Raw genomic sequence first — 24,951 nt, 5'->3', positions numbered from 1 at the left:
GTCGAGGGTGGGTCGTCGACGCCGGGTTTGACCGGTTCACTCAGTTCGATACTGGCGCGCAGGGCCACGTCGCGCTCCAGTTGGTTCAATACCCGCAACAAGACTTCGGTCTGTTCGGTACTGGCCTGTAAGTGGCTGTCGGCACGGGTCACGCTGTCCAGTCCGCGCCAGGCGATCAGGCTGACCACCGCCATCAGCAGGATCGCCACCATCACTTCCAGCAAGGTGAAGCCTGTCTGCCGGGCGCTCATTGCAGTTGCACCCGCCCGGCGGCACTGCGTTGCACGGTGAGACTGTTCTGGCCGTCCGACAAGCGGATCTGCAAGGGCTCGCCGAGCCATTCGGCATTGAGCACGACCCGTTGCCTGGGTTCCACGCGCACCTCCATCGCCGGGCTCTGCCAACGACGTGGGTGCAGTTGCGGGTCGTCCCTGAAGCGATCCAGTCCGGTGCCTTGATCGGCGCGACGACTGAAGCCAAACCCCTTGGCGTCCCAGCGCCAGGTAATCGGTCTCCCGTCGGTGCGGGCTTCGGTCTGGGCCAGTTGCAACAGTTGCACCAGTCGTTCGCCATCCTGGCGCAGCAACTTCAACGGATCCGGCTTGATGCTCAGGCTCACGGCCGCACTGGCGATACCGATGATCACCAGCACCACCATCAATTCGATCAGGGTGAAACCGCGTTGCTTGCCGAGGTTCATGCGCGCTCCTTTGCGTGAAAACCATCCTGCACGGTGAAGATGATAAGGATGTGAAATAAAACGGAGAGAATTGACGCGTACGCTGCAAGCTGGAATCGAAAAAAGGAGTTTCAGGCCATGGCGTTCATCGAGCGTGTGTCCCCGGCGCAAATCGTCCAGGCCGTGGGCTTGTTGGCGGCGTTGGCCGGGGTGGCGACCTGGTCCTCGCTGCTGCTCACGTCGGCCGAGTCGCGCACGCCGGATGTCGCCCCGCAACGCATGGCCGAGCGTTCCGATAACCCGGCGCTGCAGTGGTTCTCCAACCAGCCGGCAGCGGTGGACATCAAGGTCAGCGGCGTGATGGCCGGCACCCGCGCGCCCGTGGCGATCCTCAGTCTCAATGACGGACCGCCGCGCAGTTTCCTGGTGGGTGAACGGGTGGCCCAAGGGGTACGGTTGGTGGCGATCGAGGCGCAGGCGGTGGTCATCGAACGCGGCAACGAGCAGACCCGACTGGCCCTGGCTCGCTTGCCGGATTCGGTGAGTTTGCCGTCCCTGACACGCCCCGAAAATCAGCGCTGAACCTCTGTGGCGAGGGAGCTTGCTCCCGCTCGGTTGCGCAGCAACCGCAAGATTTTGGGGCCGCTTCGCGACCCAGCGGGAGCAAGCTCCCTCGCCACAGGGGGGGTGTGTCTGCCTTTATTTCTCTCGGCTGACCAACGTCTCCAACCGAGCCAACGGCGGTGCTTCGCGGCTGCGGTCCGACACGCTCAGTTCAACCCGCAGCAGCCGGCCGTTTTCCGCCGGGCGCAGGTTCTGTTCGCAACGCAACAGCAATCGCCCCTGGTCGCACTCGAACACTTTCGAGCCCTGGGCAAGACGGCCTTCCAGACGCAACTGCGCGAGCTGGCTGCGGGCGGCCAGCAGGGCGATGGATTTGTCGCGCAGCAGGCCGTTGCTCTGGGTCATCACCGCGGCCACGCGCACGGCGGCCGACATGGCCACGGCGATGATCGCCAGGGCCACCAGCACTTCGATCAGGGTAAAGCCGGCTTGCGGAGCGGGACGTGACATGGCGCGGGCTCGGGGGCGAGGGCAGCCTTCAAGGCTAGCCGCCGTTCATGACCAATTGACGACGCAAGCTCCTGAGCAATTTCAATATCACTGACATATTTTCTTGCAACACTGCGCCTCGAATCGAATCCAGCGAAGGACCGTCGAGATGCAGATCGCCCGTTACAACGCCCGTTCCCAAGGCCCTCGCGGGCAGCGGGGTTTCACCCTGATCGAAATCATGGTCGTGGTGGTGATCCTCGGCATCCTGGCGGCGATGGTGGTGCCCAAGGTGCTCGACCGCCCCGACCAGGCGCGGGCAACGGCGGCGAAACAGGACATTGGCGGCCTGATGCAAGCCCTGAAGTTGTATCGCCTGGACCACGGCAGTTACCCGAGCATGAACCAGGGCCTCAAGGTGCTGGTGGAGAAGCCGGCCGATGCGAAAAACAGCACCTGGCGTTCTTATCTGGAGCGCCTGCCCAATGATCCGTGGGGACGTCCCTACAACTACCTCAACCCCGGGGCCAACGGCGAAGTCGATATCTTTTCCCTCGGTGCCGACGGCCAGCCTGACGGCGACGGCGTGAATGCCGACATTGGCTCCTGGCAGTTGTAAGGGCCGTGATGCAGACGGATTCGCCCCTCGCGGCGAAGCAGCGCGGCATGGCGGTCATCAGCGCCTTGCTGATTGCCGCCGTGGTGGCGGTGATCGCCGGCGGCATGCTGACCCGCCAGACCCTGTTCACCCGCAGCCTGGAGGCCGAGCAGTTGCGTGTCCAGGGTACGGCGCGGTTGCAGGGCGGTTTGCAACTGAGTCGCCAGTTGCTCTGGGACGCCCGCCAGCGCGATCCGCTGACGCGCTTTGGCCAACCTTGGGCGAAACCTATCGTGATGCCGGGCTCGGGCCAGATCGACACGCCGTTCGAAGGCCAGCTGGAAGATGAACAAGGCAAGTTCAACCTGCGCAACCTCGTCGCCAATGAGCGCGTGGACGAGGAACAAGTGCGCGCCTTCGAACGCCTGTGCCAGCAGCTGGGCGTGGCCGCGACGGTCCGTACGCGCATCGTCGAAAGGGTCGTCGAGGCGTATCCGCGCCTGTTGAATCCGCAGCGGGCGGACCAGGCGCCGAAGGCCAATACCTTCAACAGCGGCCGCGAAACCTCGCCGCAAGCCGATAACACGCCACTGGCCCCGACGCGCCCGATGCTGCGCACCTTGCAAGACCTGCGCAGCGTCAAGGGCGTCACCCCGCGGTTGCTGGACACACTGGCGCCGTACGTGACGGTCCTGCCGACCAACACCTGGCTCAATGGCAACACCGCCAGTGCGCCGGTGCTGGCCGCCTACGTGCCGGGGCTGTCGTTGCAACGGGCCGAGGCACTGGTCAGGGAGCGCGACGGCGGCCACTGGTTTATCAATCGTGGGGATTTCGTCAATCGCCTGCGCATGCCGGAGCTGGACACCGCCAGCGTCAAGGTTGGCATCACCAGCGACTGGTTCCGTCTGCGAGGCCAGGCACGCAGCGGTCAGCGGCGGGTGGAACTGGAGGCATTGCTGCAACGCACCGAGGACCGCTTGCCCCTGGTGATCTGGTCAAGGGTGGGTGTATGACGCGCTTGCGCATTGCCCTGGCGCCGCTGGGCAGCCTGGACCTCGACAGCGGGGTGGCGTTTGCCTGGCTGGATCGCCAGGGCCAGGTTCGCGAGCAAGGCCGCAGCAGCCTGCGGGCATTGGGCCAAGGCGGTAAAAATATTTCGGTGGAGTGTTTCCTTCATCCCCGCGACAGCCTGTTGACCCGCCTGGAGTTGCCACTATTACCGGCGGCCAAGATCACTGCCGCGGTGACATGCGCGGCCCAGGCCCTGATGCTCGGAGCCCGCGAACACATGCAGGTGGCCCACAGCCCGCGTGACATTGACGGGCAGGTGCAGATCGCCTGGCTGGACCGTGAATCCCTCGCCAATCTGGGGCGGCTTGTACACCAGGCCGGTATGAAGCTGCGCGGCCTCTATCCGGCGGCCTACGCCTTGCCGGTGCTGTCGGGGCCGGTGGCCTGCATCGAAGACGACCATCTGCTGGTGCGCCATGGCTTGCAGCACGCCGTGGTGCAACCGTTGCAGGAGGAGGCGCTGGACGAGTGGCTGCTGGAAACGGGGGCGGGGCTGCACTGGGTCGGCGAGGCTGCGCCGCAACCTTCGATCAATACCTTGGCTGAAAGCCAACGCTGGACTGGCCCAGCGCCGGGCTGGGGCTTGCATGCCGGCCTTTCGCGCAACGCCGTCGAGCGCGGTGGTTGGGGCCGGGCGGCAGCGATCTGTGCGACAGCGCTGGCGGTGTGGGTGGTCGGGCTGAACCTCTATGCCGCCCGCGAAGCGGCCCAGGGCCAACGGCTCAAGGCGCAGATGAGCCAGCGGGTGAAGCAGGCGTTTCCCGAGTTGCCGGTGATCCTCAACCCGCTGCAACAGGCACGCCAGCAAATCGCTGCACGCCAGAGCGGTGCGGCGACCGACCCGGCCCAACGCTTTGCCAGCCTGGTGCAGCAGGCGGGCAGTGCCATGCCGTTCATGGGCGGCAATGTCCAGGCGCTGGTATTCGAGAGCGGTGAGTTGCGCCTGGATGTCGTGGCCGAGGCACAGAAACCCGCCACTGCAGACGATTGGAAAATCCCCCTGGCCCAGGCCGGCATCGACGTCGCCGCCATCGATCAGGGCTGGACCCTGCGTGTGGCCCCGGCCGGCCAGGGCAACCAGGACAGCCCCGACGAAACCCCGGACGCCGACGATGAATAAACAATCCCTGGCCCAGGCATGGGGACGCTGGCAAGCCTTTCGCACGCGTTTACACACGTTCTGGCGGGGGCTGGCGGTACGCGAACAAGCCGCCGTGGCCCTGGGCGCGCTGGTGTTGGGCGGCTGTCTGGTCTGGCTTGCGCTGATCCAGCCGCCGCTCAAGACCATCGCCTACTGGCAAGCCGAAACCCCGAAGCTGCGCTCACAGACCGAAGCCCTCCAAGTGCTGTTGCGTGACGTCGCGGGGCCTGCCCAAGACCAGCCCCTCGAAGCCGCCTTGCGCCAGAGCCTGGACGCCAGCGGCTTGAGCCAGCATTACCAATTGCAAGCGCCCGACGCCGAGCGTCCCAACGCCTGGCAGCTCACGTTCGAGCAGGCTCCGGCGGAGGCGGTGATCAGCTGGCTATTGGGCAACCCACGACAATTTTCCCTGGAAGTGATCGAGGCCCGTTTGCAGCGCACCGCCCTTGCCAATCCCGACCACCACGACACCGACAACACCGCCGGCACACTGTCCGGAACCGTACGCATGGATCAGGCGCAAGGCGCTAAGGAAGCTTCATGAAAGGGGCCAGATACCCACGTCATTGGCGCAAGGCTGCACCGCTGTTGTTGCTTGCGTTGAGTGCGTGCAACAACACGCCGCCCGCGTCGCAGCCACCGTTGCTGGTGGACAGCGAACTGGGCATTCCGTTGGGGAGTACCCAGCGCAGCGGCGATGCATTGCTCGATCGCCAGCGGGCCCAGGACCTGCGTGAGCGCAAGCCTGCGGTGCGGCATCAGGTTGATCTCACCGCCCGTGCCCGAGAGCCGCGTAGCACTGCGCCGGCGCGCACGCCCCTGGGGGATCAACCGGTGACGCTGAATTTCGTCGAGGCCGATATCCAGGCGGTGGTGCGGGCCTTGTCCCGTTCCACCGGCCAACAGTTCCTGGTGGACCCGCGGGTCAAGGGCAACCTGACGCTGGTGTCCGAAGGCCAGGTCCCGGCTCACCAGGCCTACGACATGCTGCTGGCCGCGCTGCGCATGCAGGGCTTCAGCGTGGTCGATGTCGGCGGCGTGGCCCAGGTGGTGCCGGAGGCCGACGCCAAGTTGCTGGGTGGGCCGATCTACAGCGCCGACAAACCGGCCGGCAACGGCATGCTGACGCGCACCTTCCGCCTGCAATATGAGAATGCGGTGAACCTGATCCCGGTGTTGCGCCCGATCGTGTCGCCGAACAACCCGATCAATGCCTACCCGGGCAACAACACCATTGTCGTCACCGATTACGCCGAGAACCTGTCGCGGGTGGCGCAACTCATCGAAGGCATCGACACCCCCAGCGCCATCGACACCGACGTGGTGCCGGTCCACAACGGCATCGCCGTCGACATCGCGCAAATGGTCTCTGACCTGCTGGAAACCCAGGGTGGCGACCAGACCCAGAAGATCAATGTGATCGGCGACCCGCGCTCCAACTCCATCATCATTCGCGCCGGCAGCCCCGAGCGCACGGAGCTGGCGCGCAACCTGATCTACAAGCTCGACAACGCCCAGAACAACCCGAGCAACCTGCACGTGGTGTACCTGCGCAACGCCCAGGCCGGCAAACTGGCCCAGGCCCTGCGCGGCTTGCTCACCGGGGAAAGCGAAGGCGAGGGCAGCGACAACTCGCGTTCGGTGCTCAGCGGCATGGGCGCCAGCACCAATGGCCAGAGCGGGCAGGGCAGCAGTGGCGATGGCACCAGCAGCACCACCAGCGGCAGTGCGTCGACCAGTGGTAACGGCTACGCCCAAGGCAGCAATGGCACGACCTCCGCTTCGACGAAAAATGAACAGGGCACTGCCTTCAGCGCCGGCGGCGTGACCATCCAGGCCGACGCTACCACCAACACCTTGCTGATCTCCGCGCCGGACCCGCTGTACCGCAACCTGCGGGAAGTCATCGATCTACTGGACCAGCGGCGTGCCCAAGTGGTGATCGAGAGCCTGATCGTCGAGGTCGGCGAGGACGACGCCAGCGAATTCGGCGTGCAATGGCAGACCGGCAACCTCGGTGGCAGCGGCGTGATCGGCGGGGTCAATCTCGGCGGCACGGGGCTCAACCTCAACGGCAAGACCAGCATCGATGTCTTGCCCCAGGGCCTGAACCTTGGCTTGGTCAACGGCACCGTGGACATTCCCGGGATCGGCAAGATTCTCGACCTCAAGGTCCTGGCCCGGGCCTTGAAGAGCAAGGGTGGCACTAATGTGTTGTCGACACCGAACCTGCTGACCCTGGACAACGAAGCAGCAAGCATTTTTGTCGGCCAGACCATTCCCTTCGTCAGCGGTAGCTACGTCACCGGCGGAGGCGGCACCAGCAACAACCCGTTCCAGACCGTGACCCGCGAGGAGGTGGGTTTGAAGCTCAATGTCCGGCCGCAGATTTCCGAAGGCGGGACGGTCAAGCTCGATATCTATCAGGAGGTCAGCAGCGTCGATAATCGCGCCTCGAGCACCACGGGTATCGTCACCAACAAACGCGCCATCGACACCAGCATCCTGCTCGACGACGGACAGATCATGGTCCTTGGCGGGCTGTTGCAGGATGGCTACAGCCAGAGCAATGACGCGGTGCCGTGGTTGTCGACGATCCCGGGGATTGGAGCGCTGTTTCGCAACGAGCGGCGGCAGATCACCAAGACCAACCTGATGGTGTTCCTGCGGCCCTACATCATCCGCGACACGGCGGCGGGCCGCGGCATCACCCTCAACCGCTACGACTTCATGCGCCGCGCCCAAGGCCTGCTGCAACCGGAACGCAGCTGGGCACTGCCGGACATGCAAGCCCCGCAACTGCCGGCCTCGGCCCGAGCGATTCCCGGGGCTGCGCCGGTGAGCCTGCAAACGCCCAGGGCGGTGATCAAGGCGGTGCCGATTGAAGGAGGTACTCGTTGATGAACATCCATCCTGTGGGAGCGAGCCTGCTCGCGATGACGGCGACCCGATCGACATCCATGCAAGCTGATCCACCGCTATCGCGAGCAGGCTCGCTCCCACAGGGGGCGTGTGTGTGTCTTGGGCCTGGGGGAGCAACATGAGCACCCTCCCATACGCCTGGGCCAAGGCCCAGCGCCTGGTGTTGCGCCAATCCGAAGAGGGCGCGGTGCTGATGGTGTGCCCGTCCACGCCGGGCTGGTCCATCAGTGAAGTGCGTCGCCAGTTTGGCGAGGTGCGGCTGGAGCGGGTGCGCGACGAGGAGCTCGATGGGCTGCTCAACAGTGCCTACGCCGACACCGGCAGCGCCGCCGCAGTGGTGGGGGCGGCGGAAAACGAAGTGGACCTCGACCGGTTGATGCAGGACATCCCCGAGATCACCGACCTGCTGGACACCCAGGACGGCGCGCCGGTGATTCGCATGATCAACGCCTTGCTGACCCAGGCCGCACGGGACGAGGCCAGCGACATCCACATCGAACCCTACGAGAGCCATTCGGTGGTGCGCTACCGCGTCGACGGCACCCTGCGCGATGTGGTTTCGCCGCGCAAGGCCCTCCACGGCGCGCTGGTGTCGCGGATCAAGATCATGGCCCAGCTCGACATCGCCGAAAAACGCCTGCCCCAGGACGGCCGCATCGCCCTGCGCGTGGCCGGGCGACCGATCGATATTCGCGTCTCGACGGTGCCCACCGGCCACGGCGAACGGGTGGTGATGCGGTTGCTGGACAAGCAAGCCGGGCGCCTGCAACTGGAAACCCTGGGCATGGACCCGGACGTGCTGGGCAAGCTCGATCACCTGATCCGCCAGCCCCACGGCATCGTCTTGGTCACCGGCCCCACCGGCAGCGGCAAGACCACCAGCCTCTACGCCGCCCTGGCCCGGCTGGACGCCAGCGTCCACAACATCCTCACGGTGGAAGACCCGGTGGAATACGACCTGCCGGGCATCAGCCAGATCCAGGTCAATGCCAAGATCGACATGACCTTCGCCCTGGCGTTGCGGGCGATCCTGCGCCAAGACCCGGACATCATCATGATCGGCGAAATCCGCGACCTGGAGACTGCGCAAATCGCCGTGCAGGCGTCCCTAACCGGTCACTTGGTGCTGGCGACGCTGCACACCAACGATGCGGTGTCGGCCGTCAACCGCTTGATCGACATGGGCGTCGAGCCGTTCCTGCTGGCCTCGTCGATGCTCGGCGTGCTGGCCCAACGACTGGTGCGCAGGCTCTGCCCACAGTGCAAACAGCCGGATCCGGCCACGCCCGGCACCTGGCGACCGGTGGGGTGCCCGACCTGTAACCAGACCGGCTACAGCGGCCGCACCGGCATCCATGAATTGTTCTGCATCGACGATGACATCCGCACGCTGATCCACCAGGGGGCAGGGGAGCAGGCACTGCGCGCCGCCGCTCGCCGAGCGGGGATGTTCAGCATGCGCGAGGACGGCGAGCGCTGGGTGCGCAGTGGCACCACGGCCCCTGAAGAAATCTTGCGCGTAACACGGGACGCCTGATGAATCGCTACCGTTTCGAGGCCGCCGACGCCCAGGGCAAGATCGAATCCGGACACTTGGAAGCCGACAGCCAGGGCGCGGCCTTCAACCTGTTGCGCAGTCGCGGGCTGACGGCATTGCAGGTGCAGGTCGAGCGCAACACGGCGCCAGCCAATGGCGGTGGACTGTTCAGCGCCAAGCTCTCGGACAACGACCTGGCCTGGGCTACCCGGCAACTGGCGAGCCTGCTGGGCGCAAGCCTGCCGCTGGAAGCGGCGTTGAGCGCCACGGTGGAACAGGCCGAGCGCAAGCACATCGCCCAGACCCTGAGCGCGGTGCGCGCCGATGTACGCAGCGGCATGCGCCTGGCCGAAGCGCTGGCGGCACGGCCTCGGGATTTTCCAGAGATCTATCGGGCGCTGATCGCCGCCGGTGAAGAGTCCGGCGACCTGGCCCAGGTCATGGAGCGCTTGGCGGACTACATCGAGGAGCGCAACAACCTGCGGGGCAAGATCCTCACGGCGTTCATCTACCCCGGGGTGGTGGGGCTGGTGTCGGTCGCCATCGTGATTTTCCTCCTCAGCTACGTGGTGCCGCAGGTGGTCAGTGCATTTTCCCAGGCCCGGCAAGACCTGCCCGCGCTGACCGTGGCGATGCTCACCGCCAGTGATTTCATTCGTGCCTGGGGCTGGCTGTGTTTCGGCGTGCTGGCCGGTGGCTTCTGGAGTTGGCGCCTGTACTTGCGCAAACCGGCGGCGCGGTTGAACTGGCACGCGCGGGTGTTGCGCTTGCCGCTGATCGGGCGCTTCGTACTGGGCCTCAACACCGCGCGGTTTGCCTCGACCCTGGCGATTCTCGGCGGAGCCGGGGTGCCGTTGCTGCGAGCCCTCGAAGCCGCACGCCAGACGCTGTCCAACGACCGCCTGAGCCAGAGCGTCAGCGAGGCCACGGCCAAGGTCCGCGAAGGGGTCAACCTGGCGGCGGCGCTGCGGGTGGAAAAAGTCTTCCCGCCGGTGCTGATCCACCTGATCGCCAGCGGCGAGAAAACCGGCTGCCTGCCGCCGATGCTCGAACGCGCCGCGCAAACCCTGTCCCGAGACATCGAACGCCGGGCGATGGGCATGACTGCGCTGCTGGAGCCGTTGATGATCGTGGTCATGGGCGGCGTAGTGCTGGTGATCGTCATGGCGGTGTTGTTGCCGATTATCGAGATCAATCAGTTGGTTCAGTAAGCACACGCAACCCGTGGCGAACATTGATCTTGTGGCGACCGGTCAGAAGTTTTTCCGGCGCTGCGGACATCTCCCGAGCCTTGACCGCGCCAAACTCGGGTTCCTCGTTCTGTAATCTTCCGCCGCCCGGCAACCGTGCGCCGCCACCTCCACGGCCAGCCCTCGCCATCCCCCTGGAATATCCGCCTGAACCCACGGCGCAGAGCCCTCGAACACCCGAGGAAAAAACTCGAAAAACAGCCCTCAGCTCCCGAGGTTTTTTCCTTTATCTGTCACCGGAAGCTGCGAATTTCTAACCCATGGCCTCACCCCATCGCCATCGGCACAGGACCGAGCGCCATGACGGCAAGCACGCGTCACCCAACCTACGTACGAACACGATGAAAGGAGATTCTTCATGTTTAAGCGCAACGTTCTCGCGGTATCCCTGACCCTCGCCGGCCTCTGCGCCGCTCAGGCCGCCATGGCTGATGTCAACGGTGGTGGCGCTACCTTGCCTCAGCCGCTGTACCAGACTTCCGGCGTACTGACTGCCGGTTTTGCCCCCTACATCGGCGTGGGCAGCGGTGCTGGCAAGTCGGCTTTCCTGACCAACGACTACACCAAGTTGGTGCCTGGCGACACCAGCGGCAAGAAAGTGCACTGGGCTGGTAGCGACTCCAAGCTCAGCGCCACTGAACTGAGCACCTACGTCAGTGCCCACGGTGCCGCCTGGGGTCCATTGATCCAGGTGCCTTCGGTCGCCACTTCGGTTGCTATTCCTTTCAACAAGACCGGCACCGCCAACGTCGACCTGAGCGTCAACCAACTGTGCGGTGTGTTCTCCGGCCGTCTGACCGACTGGAGCCAGATCACCGGTTCGGGCCGTACCGGCCCGATCACCGTGGTTTACCGTTCGGAAAGCAGCGGCACCACCGAGCTGTTCACCCGTTTCTTGAACGCCAAGTGCGCTGAAACCGGCACCTTCTCTGTCACCACCACCTTCGCCTCCAGCTACAGCGGTGGCTTGCCAGCGGGTGCGGTTTCCGCCTCCGGCAGTGCTAACGTGATGACTGCACTGAACGCTGCGCAGGGTCGTATCACCTACATGAGCCCGGATTACGCCGCTACTACCCTGGCCGGTCTGGACGACGCCACCAAGGTCGCTCGTGTTGGCGGTCTTTCCCCTGCACCAGCCAACGTGTCGGCAGCTATCAATGCCGTTACGGTTCCTGCTGTTGGCGACCGGTCAAAACCAAACGCCTGGGTGCCTATTTTCACTTCCCAAAAAGTGATTGATGACACAATTCCGGCTGACCCTAGCTTGCGCCTCTACCCAACCACCGGCTACCCAATCCTGGGCTTCACCAACGTGATCTTCAGCCAGTGCTACGCCGATGCGACCCAGACCACTCAGGTTCGCAACTTCTTCAGCCGCCACTACGGTTCGTTGACCAACAACGACTCGGCCATCACCGCCAACCGTTTCGTGCCGCTGCCTTCGGCCTGGAAAACCGCCATTCGTGATTCCTTCGTCACGGCTTCCAGCGGTCTGAGCGTTGGCAACACCAGCGTCTGCAACGCCATCGGTCGTCCGTTGTAAGCCCACGCTTGAACGACCCGCAGTACCCCGGTCAGCAACGGTGAAAGCCGTTGCTGACTTTTTGCGTCATACCCGTACAAACACAGCCACATGAAATTTTCATGACATCCGTTCGGTCCCGAGCGGCTGTAACCGCCTATCCCCTATAACCAACGCTGGCAGCCTGACAGCACTGCGTTGCGACCCCTTAGAGCGAACCCGAAAGGATGAGTAGGATGCTGCGCAGCAAACCCCAGACGAACCTGAATGCTCCACGTCGCGATGGCGAGTTGTCGATGTTGCGGCTCAAGCCGCTGGCCCAGGCCGTTGCGCTGCTGATGGTGGCCGGCAATGCCCACGCGGCGACGGCGTTCAGTTCGGCCTGGTTTGCCGCCAAGGGCGCGTCCCAGGCCGGTGGCGCGGGGCGGCCCACGACGGCGCAGCCAGGCATGCCGCCGCCCCTGGCGCAGCAGCAACGGGCCAATGCGCAGTTGCAGCGTTCGCTGACCAACCTCAACAACACCGTGGCCGCCATCGCCGCCCAGCAGGCGGCCCAGGCTGCGGGTAGGCAAGCTGCGCTCGGCCAGATTCAAGTGGTGCCCGACGGTTTGGGCGAGGGCGGGCTCAAGGTCGATAACAGCCTGACCCAGGGCTGGCTCAACGCCAAGGGACCGCAGCAGACCCAGGCCGGTGGCAAGACCACGGTGAAGATCGAGCAGACGGCCGACAAGGCGATTCTCAACTGGGAAACCTTCAACGTCGGGCGCAACACCACGGTGGATTTCCAGCAGCAATCGGACTGGGCGGTGCTCAACCGGGTCAACGACCCGCAGGCGCGACCGAGCCAGATCCAGGGCCAGATCAAGGGCAACGGCACGGTGATGCTGGTCAACCGCAATGGCATCATTTTCAGCGGCAGCAGCCAGGTCAACGTGCGCAACCTGGCGGCGGTGGCGGCGAATATCAGCGATGAGCAATTCAGCAAGCGCGGCTTGTATGTCGATGCCACCGGCACCCAACCGACCTTCACCGATGCGGCGGGCAAGGTCCAAGTGCAACAGGGCGCGCTGATCGAAACCCACCGTGCCACCACCTCCACGGCCGGGGGCGGCTATGCGTTGCTGCTGGGTAGCGAAGTGGAAAACGCGGGCTTCATCATCACCGCCAAGGGCCAGACCACCCTGGCGGCGGGCGACAGTTTTTATATCCGTCGCGGCCAGGGCACCAGCGGTAACCTGCGTTCCACCACCCGTGGCAACGAGGTCGCGACGTCCCTCAAACCCGGCAGCGGCGCCGGCACGGTGATCAACAGCGGCCTGATCCAGGCCAGCACCGGCGACATCACCCTCACCGGGCACAAGGTGCAGCAGAACGGCGTGGCGGTGGCGAGCAGTTCGGTGGACACCCGTGGCACCGTGCACCTGCTCAACGCCTTCAGCGACAGCAGCGGTAGCGTGACCCTGGGGCAGGGCAGTGCCACAGCGGTGCTGCTCGATGCCGCAGGCGGCAGTGCCCTGGACAGCCAGCGCAATGCCGGACCGGCCGGCCTGGATGGCACGCCGAACAACCTGATCAGCGGTCAGTTCAACAACCTCAGCAGCGTGGTCGATCGCACCGACCAGTCCCGAGTCGAGATCGTCAGTGGCGGCAGCGTCGACTTCCAGAATGGCTCCATCACCCTGGCCACCGGCGGCCAGGTCGCGGTCAGCGCCGCCGGTCGCAGCCTGGTGCGCGATGGCGCGGTGATCGACGTGTCCGGCGCCATCGGCGTCAAGGTGGCAATGGAGTCGAACTCCATCAAGGTCAACGTGCAGGGCAACGAACAGCGCGACGCACCGGTGAACCGCGAGGGCGGCAAGCTGACCAACAATGATGTGTGGGTGGACGTGCGTGACTTGATCTACGTGCCGGCGGGCACCAACGGCTACGCCACCGACCGTTGGTACACGGCGGGTGGGCTGTTGGAAGTCGGCGGCTATTTGGGGACCCGAGGCCACAGCGCCGGTGAATGGGCTGCTCAAGGCGGCACCCTGACGTTCACCGGCAACGACGTGGTGACCCAGCAGGCAGCGCAACTGAACCTGTCCGGCGGTACCCTGGATGTGCAGAGCGGGTACCTGCGTCAGTCCTGGCTCAAGGGCCCTAATGGGCGCTTGTATGAATTGTCCAAGGCGCCGGGGGACATTCTCTACACCGGCATCTACAAGGGCTACGAAGACCACAGCCAACGCTGGGGCCAGACCGATTACTACTACAACCCACTGATCGCCCCGCGCGAGCGTTTTGAGGCCGGGTACACCGTTGGCCGCGATGCCGGCAAGCTGGTGGTGTCGACCCGCAACGCGGTGCTGGAAGGCCAGATCGTCGGCGAGGTCTACCAGGGCGAACGCCAGACCCAGGCGCCGAACCTCAACCTCGACGGTTACCAGCAATCACAAAACGCCGTGGCCCGGCGCGCTCAATTGTGGGTAGGCAGTTACACGCCGATCTATGACAAGACTGCAGGCGTGATCAACAGTGGTTTGAACCCTACCTTCGATCGGGTCACCGTCGGCAAGGTGACCGAGAAAATTGCCGCAGGCCTGGACCTGACCTCGGTGGTCGACACCGATCGGCAAGGCAAGCTGGTGCTGGATAACGAACTGCTCAATGGCTTCCAGCTCGGCGCGGTCAAGGTGGCGGCGGCAGACGGCATCAAAGTCGATGGCACGCTCAAAGTGGCCGATGGCGGTGATATCACGTTTTACGCGCCGCAAGTGGAAGTGAACGCCGACCTGACGGCCCACAGCGGTCGCATTGCCTTGGGTAACGTGCTTAAACAGGTCAGAACCGATAATTTCCAGATGGGAGATGTCGTGCTTTCGCCCACCACAGGTTTGCGTGCTGTGGTCACGTTGGGCGAGGGCGTGACGTTGAACACCGCTGGCCGGTGGAGCAATTTGCTGCTCGACGGCAACGATCGCCGGGGCCTGCCGTTCATCAACGGTGGCAGCGTGTCTGTACGTAGCAGCGGCGACATCACTGTGCGCCAGGGCAGCCTGATCGACGTCAGCTCCGGCGCCGCCGTCATGGCCGATGGCAAGACCCGCGGTGGCAAGGGCGGTGACCTGACCCTGACCACCAGTACCGGCGCGTCGTCTGGTAACGGCGCCTTGAACCTTGACGGTGAACTGCGCGGTACCGGAGTGAGCGGTGGCGGGACCTTGAAGCTGGCGGCCAATAAAGTGCTGATCGGCAACAGCGGCTCGCCGCTTGAACCGGGCACCGTGCAACTGAGCGGTGACTTCTTCGACAAAGGCTTCTCGGCCTATGACATCACCGGTAACGAAGGTCTGACCGTGGCCGACGGGACCCAAGTCGATGTGACGATGCCGGTGTACCGTTTTGACGAGCAGGCGTTGAGCACCGGCAGCGATGCAGAGCCGGCCGATGCCTTGCAACGCTGGACGCCGGCGCTGTACCAAGAAGATGCAATCAAAGGTGTCCTGACCCAACGTCGCGGCGCGAGTCTGAGCCTCACTGCCGGCACCGCGAACGCCAGCGCCGCCGACATGGCCAGCACGGTGTTGAACCTGGGCAAGGGCAGCGTGATCAGCGTCGATCCGGGTCAGGGCATCGATGTGCGCAGCATCGGCCAACTGACTGCCAACGGTACCCTCAACGCCTGGGGCGGTCGGGTCAGTCTCACCGAGTTGAGCGTCAGCGATCCGGTCCGCGATCAAGTCAATGCCCAGGGCCACGGTCGTTCCATCTGGCTGGGTGAACAAGCACTGATCGATGTATCGAGCCGGGCCGTAACAGCTCGGGACATGCGCGGTCAGACCTACGGCCTGGTGCGCGACGGCGGGCAGATTGTCATCGGCGGCCAGATCGATGCCGCGAAAGGATCGACTTCGGCGTCCGAATTGTTTGTGGTGGTGCGCGACGGTGCGCGTTTGCAAGCGGATGGCAGCCAGGCCGTGCTGGATATCCCCGGCCAGGGACGCACGTCGGTGACGAGCAATGGCGGCAGCATTTCCCTGGCGTCGGCCAATGGCCTGTACCTGAACGGTTCGTTCAGCGCCCGTTCGGGTGGAGCAGGGGCCGCTGGCGGTAGTTTGTCGGTAGCGCTGGAAACGCCCTATTACTTCAAGAGTGCGGTCAATGATCGGGTGTTGAAGGTGCGTGAACTGGTGCTGGCGCGCGCTGCCCAGGCCAGCCCACTGAGCGATACGGCTGAAACCTCGGCGGATTCGCTGGTCTATGGTCACGGGCGGCTAGGTATCGATCAGGTCCAGGCCGGTGGTTTCGATAGCCTGTCCCTGTTAAGCAACGGCCTGATGAGCGTCGATGGCGACCTGTCGATGTCCCTCGGCCAAAGCCTGAGCCTGTACGCCCGCAGCTTTGCATTGAGCGCAACCGCGCCAGCCAATACCCGGGTCGAGCTCAATGCCCCCCATGTGTTGCTGGCATTTGCGACGGGGCTGACGGCCAGTCGACCGAGTTTTGACCGCTATACCCGGCCAATAGTCGATGGCGGCGGAGTGTCGCTATTGGCGAACAAGGCGGTGTTTTCCGTCAATGCGGACCTGCTGGATGTGCAGGGTAGCGTGATGTTCAGTAGCAAAGGCACGGTGAGGCAGGCCGATGACAGTACCGTTGAGCTGGAACGCGCCGGTTTCGATCGGGTTCAGCTACGCAGCCGGGGTGATTTGCGATTCCTGGCAGGGCTCTCCAATGAGGGATTGCCTACGGGCTTTACCACCCAATTGCTGACCCCTTCGGACATGGTGTTGCAAGCGGCGCAGCTGTATCCGGCGACCGGGGTTGGAGCTCGGGTGTTGGCGGGGTATACCGGTGCCAGTGCCCCTGTCTATGACCCTGAGCGCAGCCTGGTCATTGAGCGTACTACCCAGGTCACACCTGCAGTGCCTTATTCGGCATTTGGTCGCTTGCAATTGGGCAGCGCAAAGATCGAGCAGGGCGGCGTGGTGCGGGCACCGTTGGGGTTGATTGAAGTCGGCATAAACGATGGCCTCGGCACCACTGACCGAGTGCAACTGCTACCCGGCAGCCTGACTTCGGTCAGTGGCCTGGGCCTCGTCCTACCTTACGGCGGCACCGTCGACGGGCAGAGCTACGAGTACGCTGGCAAGAAGGTCGTGTTGCTGGGACAGGGAGCGACGCCCAACGACAACTCCGATTTGAATATCGGGGTGATTCTGGGCGGTCGATCCGTGGTGGCGCAAGAAGACGCGGTGCTCGATCTGTCCGGTGGCGGTGAGTTGCTCGGCGCAGGTTTCATCTCCGGTCGAGGCGGCTCCACCGATGCTCGCTTCAACCCGCTGGTACAAATCGGCGCCAATGGCGGTTTCACCTTGCCGGGGCTGTCCAGCAATCCGGTCTACGCCATCGTGCCGGGCAATCAGAGCCAATACGCGCCGGTCGCCCCCGAAGGTGGCGCGGTCGATCCGAGGGTCGGCCAGCAGATCACCATCGGTGCCGGTGTGCCCGGACTGGTTGCCGGCACCTACACCCTGATGCCGTCCACCTATGCCTTGCTACCGGGGGCGTTCCGAGTCGAGGTCAATGGCTTGGCGGGGCAAGGTGTCACAACGGGCGCGCAACAGATGCGCAACGGTTCCTGGACCACCGCCGGCGTGCTGTCGGTGGCTAATACCGGGCAGCGCAACAGTTTGTCCAGCCAAGTCATCCTGACCTCGGGCGATGTGCTGCGTCGCTACTCGCAATACAACGAAACCAGCTACGCCCAGTTCGCCGTGGCCGACGCCGCGCGTTTGGGCGTTCCCAGGGCTTTGTTGCCAGTAGATGCCAAAATGTTGAAGTTGAACCTTGCAAAGGGCGCCGCAGATCAGGCTTTCTCCTTCAACGGCATCGGTAAGTTCGCGCCTCAGACTGGGGGATACGGCGGAACCGTCGCGGTGGTCGCCAGCAATGGTACCGCGCTGGAGGTGGTTGCCGAAGGGCGGGGGGCTACGGCCGGCTTCGAGGGTGTAACCCTCAATGCCGAAAGTCTTAATGCGTTGAATGCTTCACGCCAAGTGATCGGCGGCCAGTTTTCAGTGCTCTATGGCCAGGGTGGTAACTACATCACGCCGCAACGCGTGTCCCGCAGTGTCGCGCTGCGGGAAGGTGCGACCCTGTCGGCGCCTGAGGTATTCCTGCTGGCCGACGGCGGCGAACTGTTGGTGGAACGAGGCGCCGCCGTCAACACCATCGGACGGGGCAAGGCTGCTTACGATGCCCGTGATGGTTTTATCTATAACCTCAATGTGACGTTCCAAAACTACAGCTTGCTGGCCGCCTCCAATGGCTTGCTCAATGTTTTGGCCCCTGTATCAGGCACCACCGGCACGGTCAACATCGGCGGATGCAGCCTGACGCCGTGCAGCGGCGTGACCCGGATTCACTCCGAAGGCAGCATCGTTGCTGCCTCCGGCAGCAGCCTGGAGTTGGACGACCAGGTGCGTTACGGCACTCGTCACCTGACCCTGGCCCTGAGCAACATCAACGTTGGTACCGCCCAGGCCTTGAGCGCTGCGGCAACGCACCAGGTCTTGCCGGCGGGGCTGACCTTGAGCCAGACCGTGCTCGATCGCCTGCTGCGCGGGGACACCGAATACGGTGCTCCGGCCCTGGAAACCCTCGAACTGTCGGCCAGTCAGGCGCTGAATTTCTACGGCACCGTCAGTCTCGACACCTATGACCCGACAACCGGCAAGTCGCGCCTGAATAACCTGATGCTCAGTACCCCGGCCATCTATGGCGCCGGCAGCGCCAATGACGTGGCGACCATTCGCACCGCCAACCTGATCTGGAACGGTGCCGTTGGCGCGCCGGGTTCGGTGATTGCCGGCGGGGCCGGCACCGGTGCCGGTCGCCTGGACATCCAGGCCCAGCGCATCGAATTCGGCTACGGTGACTTCGCCCAGCCCAGCTCGGTCACCACCCTGGATCGCCTGGTGCTGGGGTTCGCCAACGTCTACCTCAGCGCCAGCGAACGTGTGACCGCCAATCACAAGGGCAGCCTGGCGGTGTATCAGAGCCAGGGCGCCTACGACGCGAAAACGGGCTACGCCTACGGCGGCGGCAACCTTAATATCCTCACGCCGTTGCTCACCGGTGAAGCCGGATCGGTCAACCGTATTACCGCAGGCGGCGCGGTCAACGTAACGGGCACGACTGCCAAGTCGGGCGCTGTCTCCGGGCTTGGAGGCGAGCTGTCTCTCAAGGGAGCGAGCCTCAACCTCGCCAGCGCAGTGGTGCTGCCCAGCGGCAAGCTCACCCTCAGCGCGACGGATGACCTGACCCTGGCGGATGCGTCGTTGATCGACGTGGCGGGGCGCACGCTGACCTTCAACGATGTCACGCGCTACAGCGCCGGTGGCGAGGTGATCCTGCGAAGCCAGAACGGCAGCATCCGCCAGGCGGAGGGTTCAAGCATCGACCTCTCGGCCCGTAACAATCAGGCTGGCCGGCTCAGTGCCGGGGCCCTGGACGAGGCCGCCGGGATCGTTGATTTGCAGGGGCGTATTCTCGGCAGTAGCACGGGCGAATATGACGCCGGCGGCACCGCCATGCCGTACCTGGCCGGCGGCGTGGAAGTCCAGGCGCAGCGCCTGGGCGGCAACGGCAGCCTCAGCGAGCAGTTCGCGGCCTTGAACCAACGGTTGAACGACGGGCAGGTGTTCGGTTCCCGTGGCTTCCAGCTCAAACAGGGCGACCTGGTGATCGGCAATGAACTCAAGGCCTCGACCATCAGCGTGTCGGTCGACAATGGAAACCTGTTGGTCAATGGCAAGGTAGACGCCAGCGGCGAACGGGTCGGCAGCATCCGGCTCGCGGCCGGGCGGTCCCTGACGCTGGGCAGCAACGCGGTGCTTGACGCTCACGGTAACCGGCTTCGCGTGGACAGTTACGGCAAGATCATCGACTCACCGAACCGCGCCACGGTCGATCTGACTTCCCGCACCGGTGTGCTGACCCTGGCCGACGGTGCTCGCATCGATTTGCGCCATGGCACTGCGGCGCCTGCCGGGCAGCACGACGGTCGTGCCCGTGGCACGCTGGAACTCAATGCACGCCGTGCCGGCTCGGATCCGACTCAGGGCGACATTGCCATTGATGCACGCGGTGGTCTGGATATCCAGGGCGCCAGGTCCATCGCGGTCAACGGTATGTGGCAGTACAACGACGCAGCCTTTGGCAGCGATCCGGCGGCCAGTGGCCGTCCTTATCAGGTCATCGACCAGGCCTACCTGGATGGCAAACATCAGGACAGCATCGCCTTCATCAACGCGGCGCTGGCCAACAGCGATTTGATGCAACGCCAACTTGCCGGTCTGAACAACGCCCGTTACGCCGATGCCTTCCACCTACGGCCCGGCGTCGAGATCGTCAGCGCCAGCGCCGACGGTGATCTGGTGGTGCAGGGTGACCTGGACTTGTCCGGTTATCGCTATGCCGGTGTGAACCCGCACACGCAGAAAACTGCCGTGTACGGTTCCGGCGAGGCCGGTGCGCTGACCCTGCGCGCCGGTGGCGACCTGAGCATCTACGGCAGCATCAACGACGGATTTGCTCCGCCGCCCGCCACCCAGGATGACAAAGGCTGGGTGCTGCTGCCCGGCATCGATTTCACCGGTGGCGACATCGTCGTCCCCGGTGCCGGCGTGACCCTGGCCGACGGTACGGCGTTCCCGGCGGGAACCACGCTCAATTACGACTTACCCATCAAAAACGTGACCCTGGCGGCCGGCACCCGGTTGCCAGTGGCGGCGATCCTGGAGCAACCCTTGGAGCTGCCGGCCGGCACGGTATTGGCGGCTGCGGTGCACGACGCCTCCGGCAACCTGCTGTTTGCCGCCGGCACTTTGCTGAGCCGGGCCCAGACCCTCGAAGCCGGCTCGCAGTTGGGCGCCGGCAGCGTGTTGACCAGTGCCGCCGCACTGCGCGGCTTCACCTGGCCCAAGGGCTTTGCGCTGCCCAACGTGGCAAACGCGGGCAATGCCCAGAGCAATATCCTCAAGCTCGAAGGCAGCCTGGCGTTGAACCGCGGTTCGCTGATCCCGTCCGGCACCGATGTGAAGTTGCCCGATGGCGTCGCGTCGATCCAGCTACGTCCGGAAATCGCCGGCAGCCAGGGTCGGATGTGGGCCGTCGCGCCGATGCTCGCCGAGGGTTCGCAATCCTGGTCGCTGCGGTTGGTGGCCGGGGCGGATACGACGGCGGCGGACAGCCGGATCGTCCAGCCTGAACCGGTGCATGGCGACTTGCGCTTTGCCGACAGCCACTACGGTATGTTCGGTTCGCCGGTGCCGGCCAAAGGCACTTTTATTTGGACTGAAGCGGGGGTCGCAGAGCTTTTGAATGCTGGGGTCACCGTCGAGCTCGGCGCACCTATCGACCAGGAAATCATTGGCGCCTTTGGTTACGCCTCGGTCGAGGCATTTTGTGCCGACCTTCCATTCATGTGTGCGCTCCAATCTTCTTACAAGTGGACGCAAGCTGCGGCGGATGAACTGGCGGGATCCGGTTTTGACGTCAAGGCAGGCGAACTGATCGATGCGTCGGCCGCCCAGTTTTTCGGATTCGATTCGGTCCAGGCGCTTTGCGAATATGCGTCGAACCTTTGTGCGGCCCTCGGCGTGGACTACGAGTTCGTTGCTGGCAGTACCCGTCCAAGCGTTATCCGCACCGGCACCGGCGACCTGGAACTGCTGAGCGGCGGCAGCCTGCGCATGGATTCGCTGTTCGGCATCTACACCGCCGGCACCTCGTCGGCACCGACGTTCCCGGGCGATCCCTACAACCAACCCAAGGCCCTGGGCGCCAACGGCAAGGTGCTCACCGACGAGGATGGCAGTAACGAAAAGCTGGTCGATGGCGGCACTGAAAGTCTCTATCGCGCCTGGTATCCGGACGCAGGCGGCAACCTATTGCTCAAGGTCGGCGGCGACCTCAGCGGTAACCTGACGGCGCCTGCAAACCCTAGCGGACGACCGAATCCCGCCGACAGGGGCCAGGACTCGGCCAATGTGGGCAATTGGCTTTGGCGCCAGGGCAATGGTGATTCAGCGAACAGCCAGCCGACCGCCTGGTGGATCAACTTCGGTAGTTATACCGCGTCGACGGTGCCGGGGGGCGCTGATCAAATGGGCGCTTTCACCGGATTCGGGACTTTGGGTGGCGGTGATCTGGATGTACAGGTGAAGGGGGACGCGGGGGTGTTGAACCGGCTCGCCGGTGGTGACTTCAACATAAACATCAACCCTCGCAGCCAGGGGCTGCTGTTGGCGGTAGGCAGCACCGGACGTGTGGGCGCCGATGGCAGCCTGCAATTGACCGGCGGTGGTGATCTCAATCTGCGTGTGGGTGGTGCTTTGAATCCCGAGAGCCTGTTCGCGAACGGGCATCTCAACGGCGCGGTCATCAACCTGCGGGGGCACGCGCAGATCGATAGCGGCGCCATCGGTCGAATCGACCTTCAATACGGCAATGCTGTGGCAGCACAGTCCCCTGGAGAAACGCGAGCCTACGACTCCTTCAAATCCACACGAGGGTTTGCGACCGGCGGCCTGACCCTCATGCCGGGCGATGCTACCTTCGATCTGACGACTTCAGGCGATCTTGTGGTGATGGACGTCGCCGATCCGGGGCGGGCGCCGATGATGAGTGCCTCACGCTTCAAGGACGGTAACACCAATGGATCGGGCGTGAGTTGGTTCACGCTGTGGACGGCCAATACTGCGATTGACTTGTGGTCGTCGGGAGGCAACTTGACGCCTTTTACCTTCAGCACCGCAACGGATCTGGCGGTGGTCTACCCATCGATCCTGAGAGCTGTGGCGGCCAGCGGCAGCCTTTACTATGGGAAGTCCTCAGCATTGTCTGGAACAGGCTACAACGGCAACAATCGTCCGGCACTGCTGCTCGCTCCCGGCATCAACGGTGAGTTGCAATTCATGGCCGGCGATTCCATCTACGGTGGCGACATGTCGGTCAGTCGCTCCGGTGCTGCCTCCGCGGCCCTGGCCACACCGTTACGGCCAGCCTTTGTCGGTATCGTCGATGGTTTCGTCATAAAGGCCAGCAACCTTTCAGCCGACGGCAATTTCGCACGTCCTGGTGCGAACATATTGCCGCTGCTTGCCTTCGACACCAGCAGCGCCTCCAGTGAGTGGGCCCTTAATGTCGATCCTGCTCGCTTCTATGCGCTTGAAGGTGACTTGCTGGCAGTCGCCACCGGACGGTCGATGACATCAGTCTCCACAGGCAGATGGCCGGGGCGAATCGCATACGAAGGCGCCGGACCTGTGCGGATGATGGCTGGGCGAGACATTGTCAGCAGCGGCATACCGCTGGGCGGGTCTCTGAATGAGAACCTCGACACGGGTAATTACACCACCACCGGCAACCTCTTCATCCACAACAACCCCACCGACAGCTCCATCGTGTCAGCCGGGCGCGACATCCTCTACAGCAACTTCAACGTCGCCGGCCCCGGCCTGCTGGAGATCACCGCCGGGCGCAATATCCTGATGGACGACAAGGTCAGCATCACCAGTATCGGCGCGGTGGTGCCAGGGGATTCCCGCCCTGGCGCGAGCCTGGTGCTGCAAGCCGGCGCGGGGCTCAACGGGGCGGATTACGGACGCTTCGTCAAGGCGTACCTGGACCCGGCCAACCAGGCTTTGGCCGGTGTGCCCCTGGCGAACCAGGACGGCAAGGTCGCCAAGACCTACGAGGTGGAACTGGTGGATTGGCTCAAGGAACGCTTCGGCTTCAGTGGCGACACCGAGCAGGCCCGCAGCCTCTTCGCGGCGTTGCCGGCGGAGCAGCAGCGGGTGTTTGCCCGGGATGTGTACTTTGCCGAGCTCAAGGCCGGTGGCCGGGAGTACAACGAAGTGGGCGGCGTGCGCCAGGGCAGCTACCTGCGCGGGCGAGAGGCTATCGATTTGTTGTTCCCAAGCAAGGATGTGGCGGGCAACGCGATCACGTACAAGGGCGACATCACGATGTTCGGCGGGGCGGGTGTGCACACCGATTTTGGTGGCAGCATTCAGATGCTGACCCCGGGTGGTGGGCAGACCTTCGGCATCGAGGGCAACGCGCCGCCGTCCACCGCCGGGGTGATCACCCAGGGCGAGGGCGATATCCAGTTGTATGCGCAGAACAGCATCCTGCTGGGGCAGAGCCGGATCATGACCACCTTTGGTGGCTCGATCCTCGGCTGGTCGGCCCAGGGCGACATCAACGCCGGTCGTGGTTCGAAGACCACCGTGGTCTACACGCCGCCCAAGCGTTTGTACGATACCTGGGGCAACGTGACGCTGTCGCCGTCGGTGCCGAGCACGGGGGCGGGTATCGCCACCCTCAACCCGATTGCCGAAGTGGCGCCGGGGGATATCGACCTGATCGCGCCGCTGGGCACCATCGATGCGGGCGAGGCGGGGATTAGGGTGTCGGGCAACGTCAACATCGCGGCGTTGACCGTGGTGAACGCGGCCAACATCCAGACCCAGGGCAAATCCACCGGCGTGCCGCTGGCGGCCTCGGTGAACACCGGGGCCATCACTTCGGCCAGTTCGGCGGCGTCTTCGGCGACGCAAGCGGCCGAAGACGTGGCCCGTCAGCAACAGAACGCGGCGCGGCAGAACCAGGCGTCGGTGTTTACCGTGCAGGTGGTGAGTTTCGGCTCCGAGCAACTGGCCCCGTCCCGCGACGGCGCCAGCCGCGAAGCGCCTCGCGCCTACGACCCGGCCAGCCCGGTGCAGGTACTGGGTGCGGGGCCTTTGGACGAGCAGAGCCGCCAGCGGCTGACTGAGGAGGAGCGGGGGCGGTTGAGTTTGTAGGAGATTGAGATTGCAGTGAGGTTGGCTGTGCTGGCCTCATCGCGAGCAAGCTCCCACAGGGTTTACCGGTGATCAATCTGTGGCGGATGGTTTTGGAGGTTTTTTGTGGCGAGGGAGTGGCCGCCGCGTCTTCGACGCTGCGCTGTCGCGCAGGGAACAAGGCCCTGTGGCGAGCAATGCTGTTCACTTAAGGCTGTGGAACTTTAGTTTCGACCGATTGGATTGGGTACATATCCGTTGCTGCGGTCACGGCGGCTTAGGGTTCCGCCCTGACGGCGGCTCACTTTTGAAAAGCGCAAAAGTAAGCAAAACGCTTTTGCC

General features: G+C 64.2%; 13 protein-coding genes. 10 read left to right on the top strand and 3 right to left on the bottom strand.

Annotated features, from left to right (window positions below; translation table 11 throughout):
- Window positions 1-251: PulJ/GspJ family protein (locus tag LQ215_RS25225; RefSeq protein WP_230153088.1), on the bottom strand; the 251-nt coding region annotated here is incomplete at its 3' end.
- A complete protein-coding gene (gene gspH / locus LQ215_RS25220) occupies window positions 248-700 on the bottom strand; it encodes a type II secretion system minor pseudopilin GspH (RefSeq protein ID WP_230153087.1) in 453 nt (150 codons plus the stop codon). The genes LQ215_RS25225 and gspH, both read right to left, overlap by 4 nt.
- Window positions 701-817: 117 nt before the next feature.
- Here gspH and LQ215_RS25215 point away from each other — a divergent pair, with 117 nt between their 5' ends.
- Window positions 818-1,261, top strand: a complete 444-nt coding sequence (locus tag LQ215_RS25215) for a type II secretion system protein N (protein ID WP_230153086.1) — start codon at window positions 818-820, stop codon at window positions 1,259-1,261.
- Window positions 1,262-1,378: 117 nt separating this feature from the next.
- Here the strand turns inward: LQ215_RS25215 and gspI are convergent, their stop codons facing one another.
- Window positions 1,379-1,753, bottom strand: coding sequence for a type II secretion system minor pseudopilin GspI (gspI, locus tag LQ215_RS25210; RefSeq protein WP_230153085.1), 375 nt, complete (start codon window positions 1,751-1,753; stop codon window positions 1,379-1,381).
- Window positions 1,754-1,901: 148 nt separating this feature from the next.
- On the opposite strand from gspI, the gene gspG reads away from it, so the two are divergent.
- The 9 genes from gspG (at window position 1,902) to LQ215_RS25165 (ending at window position 24,630) form a co-directional block, all read left to right on the top strand.
- On the top strand, window positions 1,902-2,351 hold the full coding sequence (gene gspG / locus LQ215_RS25205; RefSeq protein WP_046062736.1) for a type II secretion system major pseudopilin GspG: 450 nt from the start codon (window positions 1,902-1,904) through the stop codon (window positions 2,349-2,351).
- A gap of 8 nt (window positions 2,352-2,359) precedes the next feature.
- Window positions 2,360-3,346, top strand: a complete 987-nt coding sequence (gene gspK / locus LQ215_RS25200; protein WP_230153084.1) for a type II secretion system minor pseudopilin GspK — start codon at window positions 2,360-2,362, stop codon at window positions 3,344-3,346.
- Window positions 3,343-4,524 (top strand): type II secretion system protein GspL, encoded by a 1,182-nt coding sequence (gene gspL / locus LQ215_RS25195; protein ID WP_230153083.1) that lies wholly within the window; start codon window positions 3,343-3,345, stop codon window positions 4,522-4,524. Before gspK ends, gspL begins: the two co-directional genes overlap by 4 nt.
- On the top strand, window positions 4,517-5,089 hold the full coding sequence (gene gspM / locus LQ215_RS25190; protein WP_230153082.1) for a type II secretion system protein GspM: 573 nt from the start codon (window positions 4,517-4,519) through the stop codon (window positions 5,087-5,089). The genes gspL and gspM overlap by 8 nt, the downstream gene beginning before the upstream one ends.
- Window positions 5,086-7,446, top strand: a complete 2,361-nt coding sequence (gspD, locus tag LQ215_RS25185; RefSeq protein WP_230153081.1) for a type II secretion system secretin GspD — start codon at window positions 5,086-5,088, stop codon at window positions 7,444-7,446. Before gspM ends, gspD begins: the two co-directional genes overlap by 4 nt.
- Before the next feature lie 139 nt (window positions 7,447-7,585).
- Window positions 7,586-9,004: a type II secretion system ATPase GspE gene (gene gspE / locus LQ215_RS25180; RefSeq protein WP_230153080.1), complete on the top strand. Its 1,419-nt coding sequence runs from the start codon at window positions 7,586-7,588 to the stop codon at window positions 9,002-9,004.
- Window positions 9,004-10,215, top strand: a complete 1,212-nt coding sequence (gene gspF, locus LQ215_RS25175; protein WP_230153079.1) for a type II secretion system inner membrane protein GspF — start codon at window positions 9,004-9,006, stop codon at window positions 10,213-10,215. Before gspE ends, gspF begins: the two co-directional genes overlap by 1 nt.
- A 397-nt stretch (window positions 10,216-10,612) precedes the next feature.
- A complete protein-coding gene (locus LQ215_RS25170; protein WP_230153078.1) occupies window positions 10,613-11,797 on the top strand; it encodes a substrate-binding domain-containing protein in 1,185 nt (394 codons plus the stop codon).
- 215 nt (window positions 11,798-12,012) lie between these two features.
- Window positions 12,013-24,630, top strand: a complete 12,618-nt coding sequence (locus tag LQ215_RS25165) for a filamentous hemagglutinin family protein (RefSeq protein ID WP_230153077.1) — start codon at window positions 12,013-12,015, stop codon at window positions 24,628-24,630.
- Window positions 24,631-24,951: the final 321 nt, after the last annotated feature.

Origin of the sequence: Pseudomonas brassicacearum, assembly GCF_918698105.1 — a bacterium.
Lineage (GTDB): Bacteria > Pseudomonadota > Gammaproteobacteria > Pseudomonadales > Pseudomonadaceae > Aquipseudomonas > Aquipseudomonas brassicacearum_F.
The sequence above is the reverse complement of the archived record's forward strand: the minus strand, read 5'-3'. Positions and strand labels throughout refer to the sequence as shown.

Excerpts from the sequence above, each read along its gene's own strand:
- gspI (WP_230153085.1), bottom strand. The coding sequence starts at position 1,753 with ATGTCACGTCCCGCTCCGCAAGCCGGCTTTACCCTGATCGAAGTGCTG.
- gspM (WP_230153082.1), top strand. The coding sequence starts at position 4,517 with ATGAATAAACAATCCCTGGCCCAGGCATGGGGACGCTGGCAAGCCTTT.
- gspH (WP_230153087.1), bottom strand. The coding sequence starts at position 700 with ATGAACCTCGGCAAGCAACGCGGTTTCACCCTGATCGAATTGATGGTG.
- gspL (WP_230153083.1), top strand. The coding sequence starts at position 3,343 with ATGACGCGCTTGCGCATTGCCCTGGCGCCGCTGGGCAGCCTGGACCTC.
- gspK (WP_230153084.1), top strand. The coding sequence starts at position 2,360 with ATGCAGACGGATTCGCCCCTCGCGGCGAAGCAGCGCGGCATGGCGGTC.
- gspD (WP_230153081.1), top strand. The coding sequence starts at position 5,086 with ATGAAAGGGGCCAGATACCCACGTCATTGGCGCAAGGCTGCACCGCTG.
- LQ215_RS25165 (WP_230153077.1), top strand. The coding sequence starts at position 12,013 with ATGCTGCGCAGCAAACCCCAGACGAACCTGAATGCTCCACGTCGCGAT.
- gspG (WP_046062736.1), top strand. The coding sequence starts at position 1,902 with ATGCAGATCGCCCGTTACAACGCCCGTTCCCAAGGCCCTCGCGGGCAG.
- gspE (WP_230153080.1), top strand. The coding sequence starts at position 7,586 with ATGAGCACCCTCCCATACGCCTGGGCCAAGGCCCAGCGCCTGGTGTTG.
- LQ215_RS25170 (WP_230153078.1), top strand. The coding sequence starts at position 10,613 with ATGTTTAAGCGCAACGTTCTCGCGGTATCCCTGACCCTCGCCGGCCTC.
- gspF (WP_230153079.1), top strand. The coding sequence starts at position 9,004 with ATGAATCGCTACCGTTTCGAGGCCGCCGACGCCCAGGGCAAGATCGAA.
- LQ215_RS25215 (WP_230153086.1), top strand. The coding sequence starts at position 818 with ATGGCGTTCATCGAGCGTGTGTCCCCGGCGCAAATCGTCCAGGCCGTG.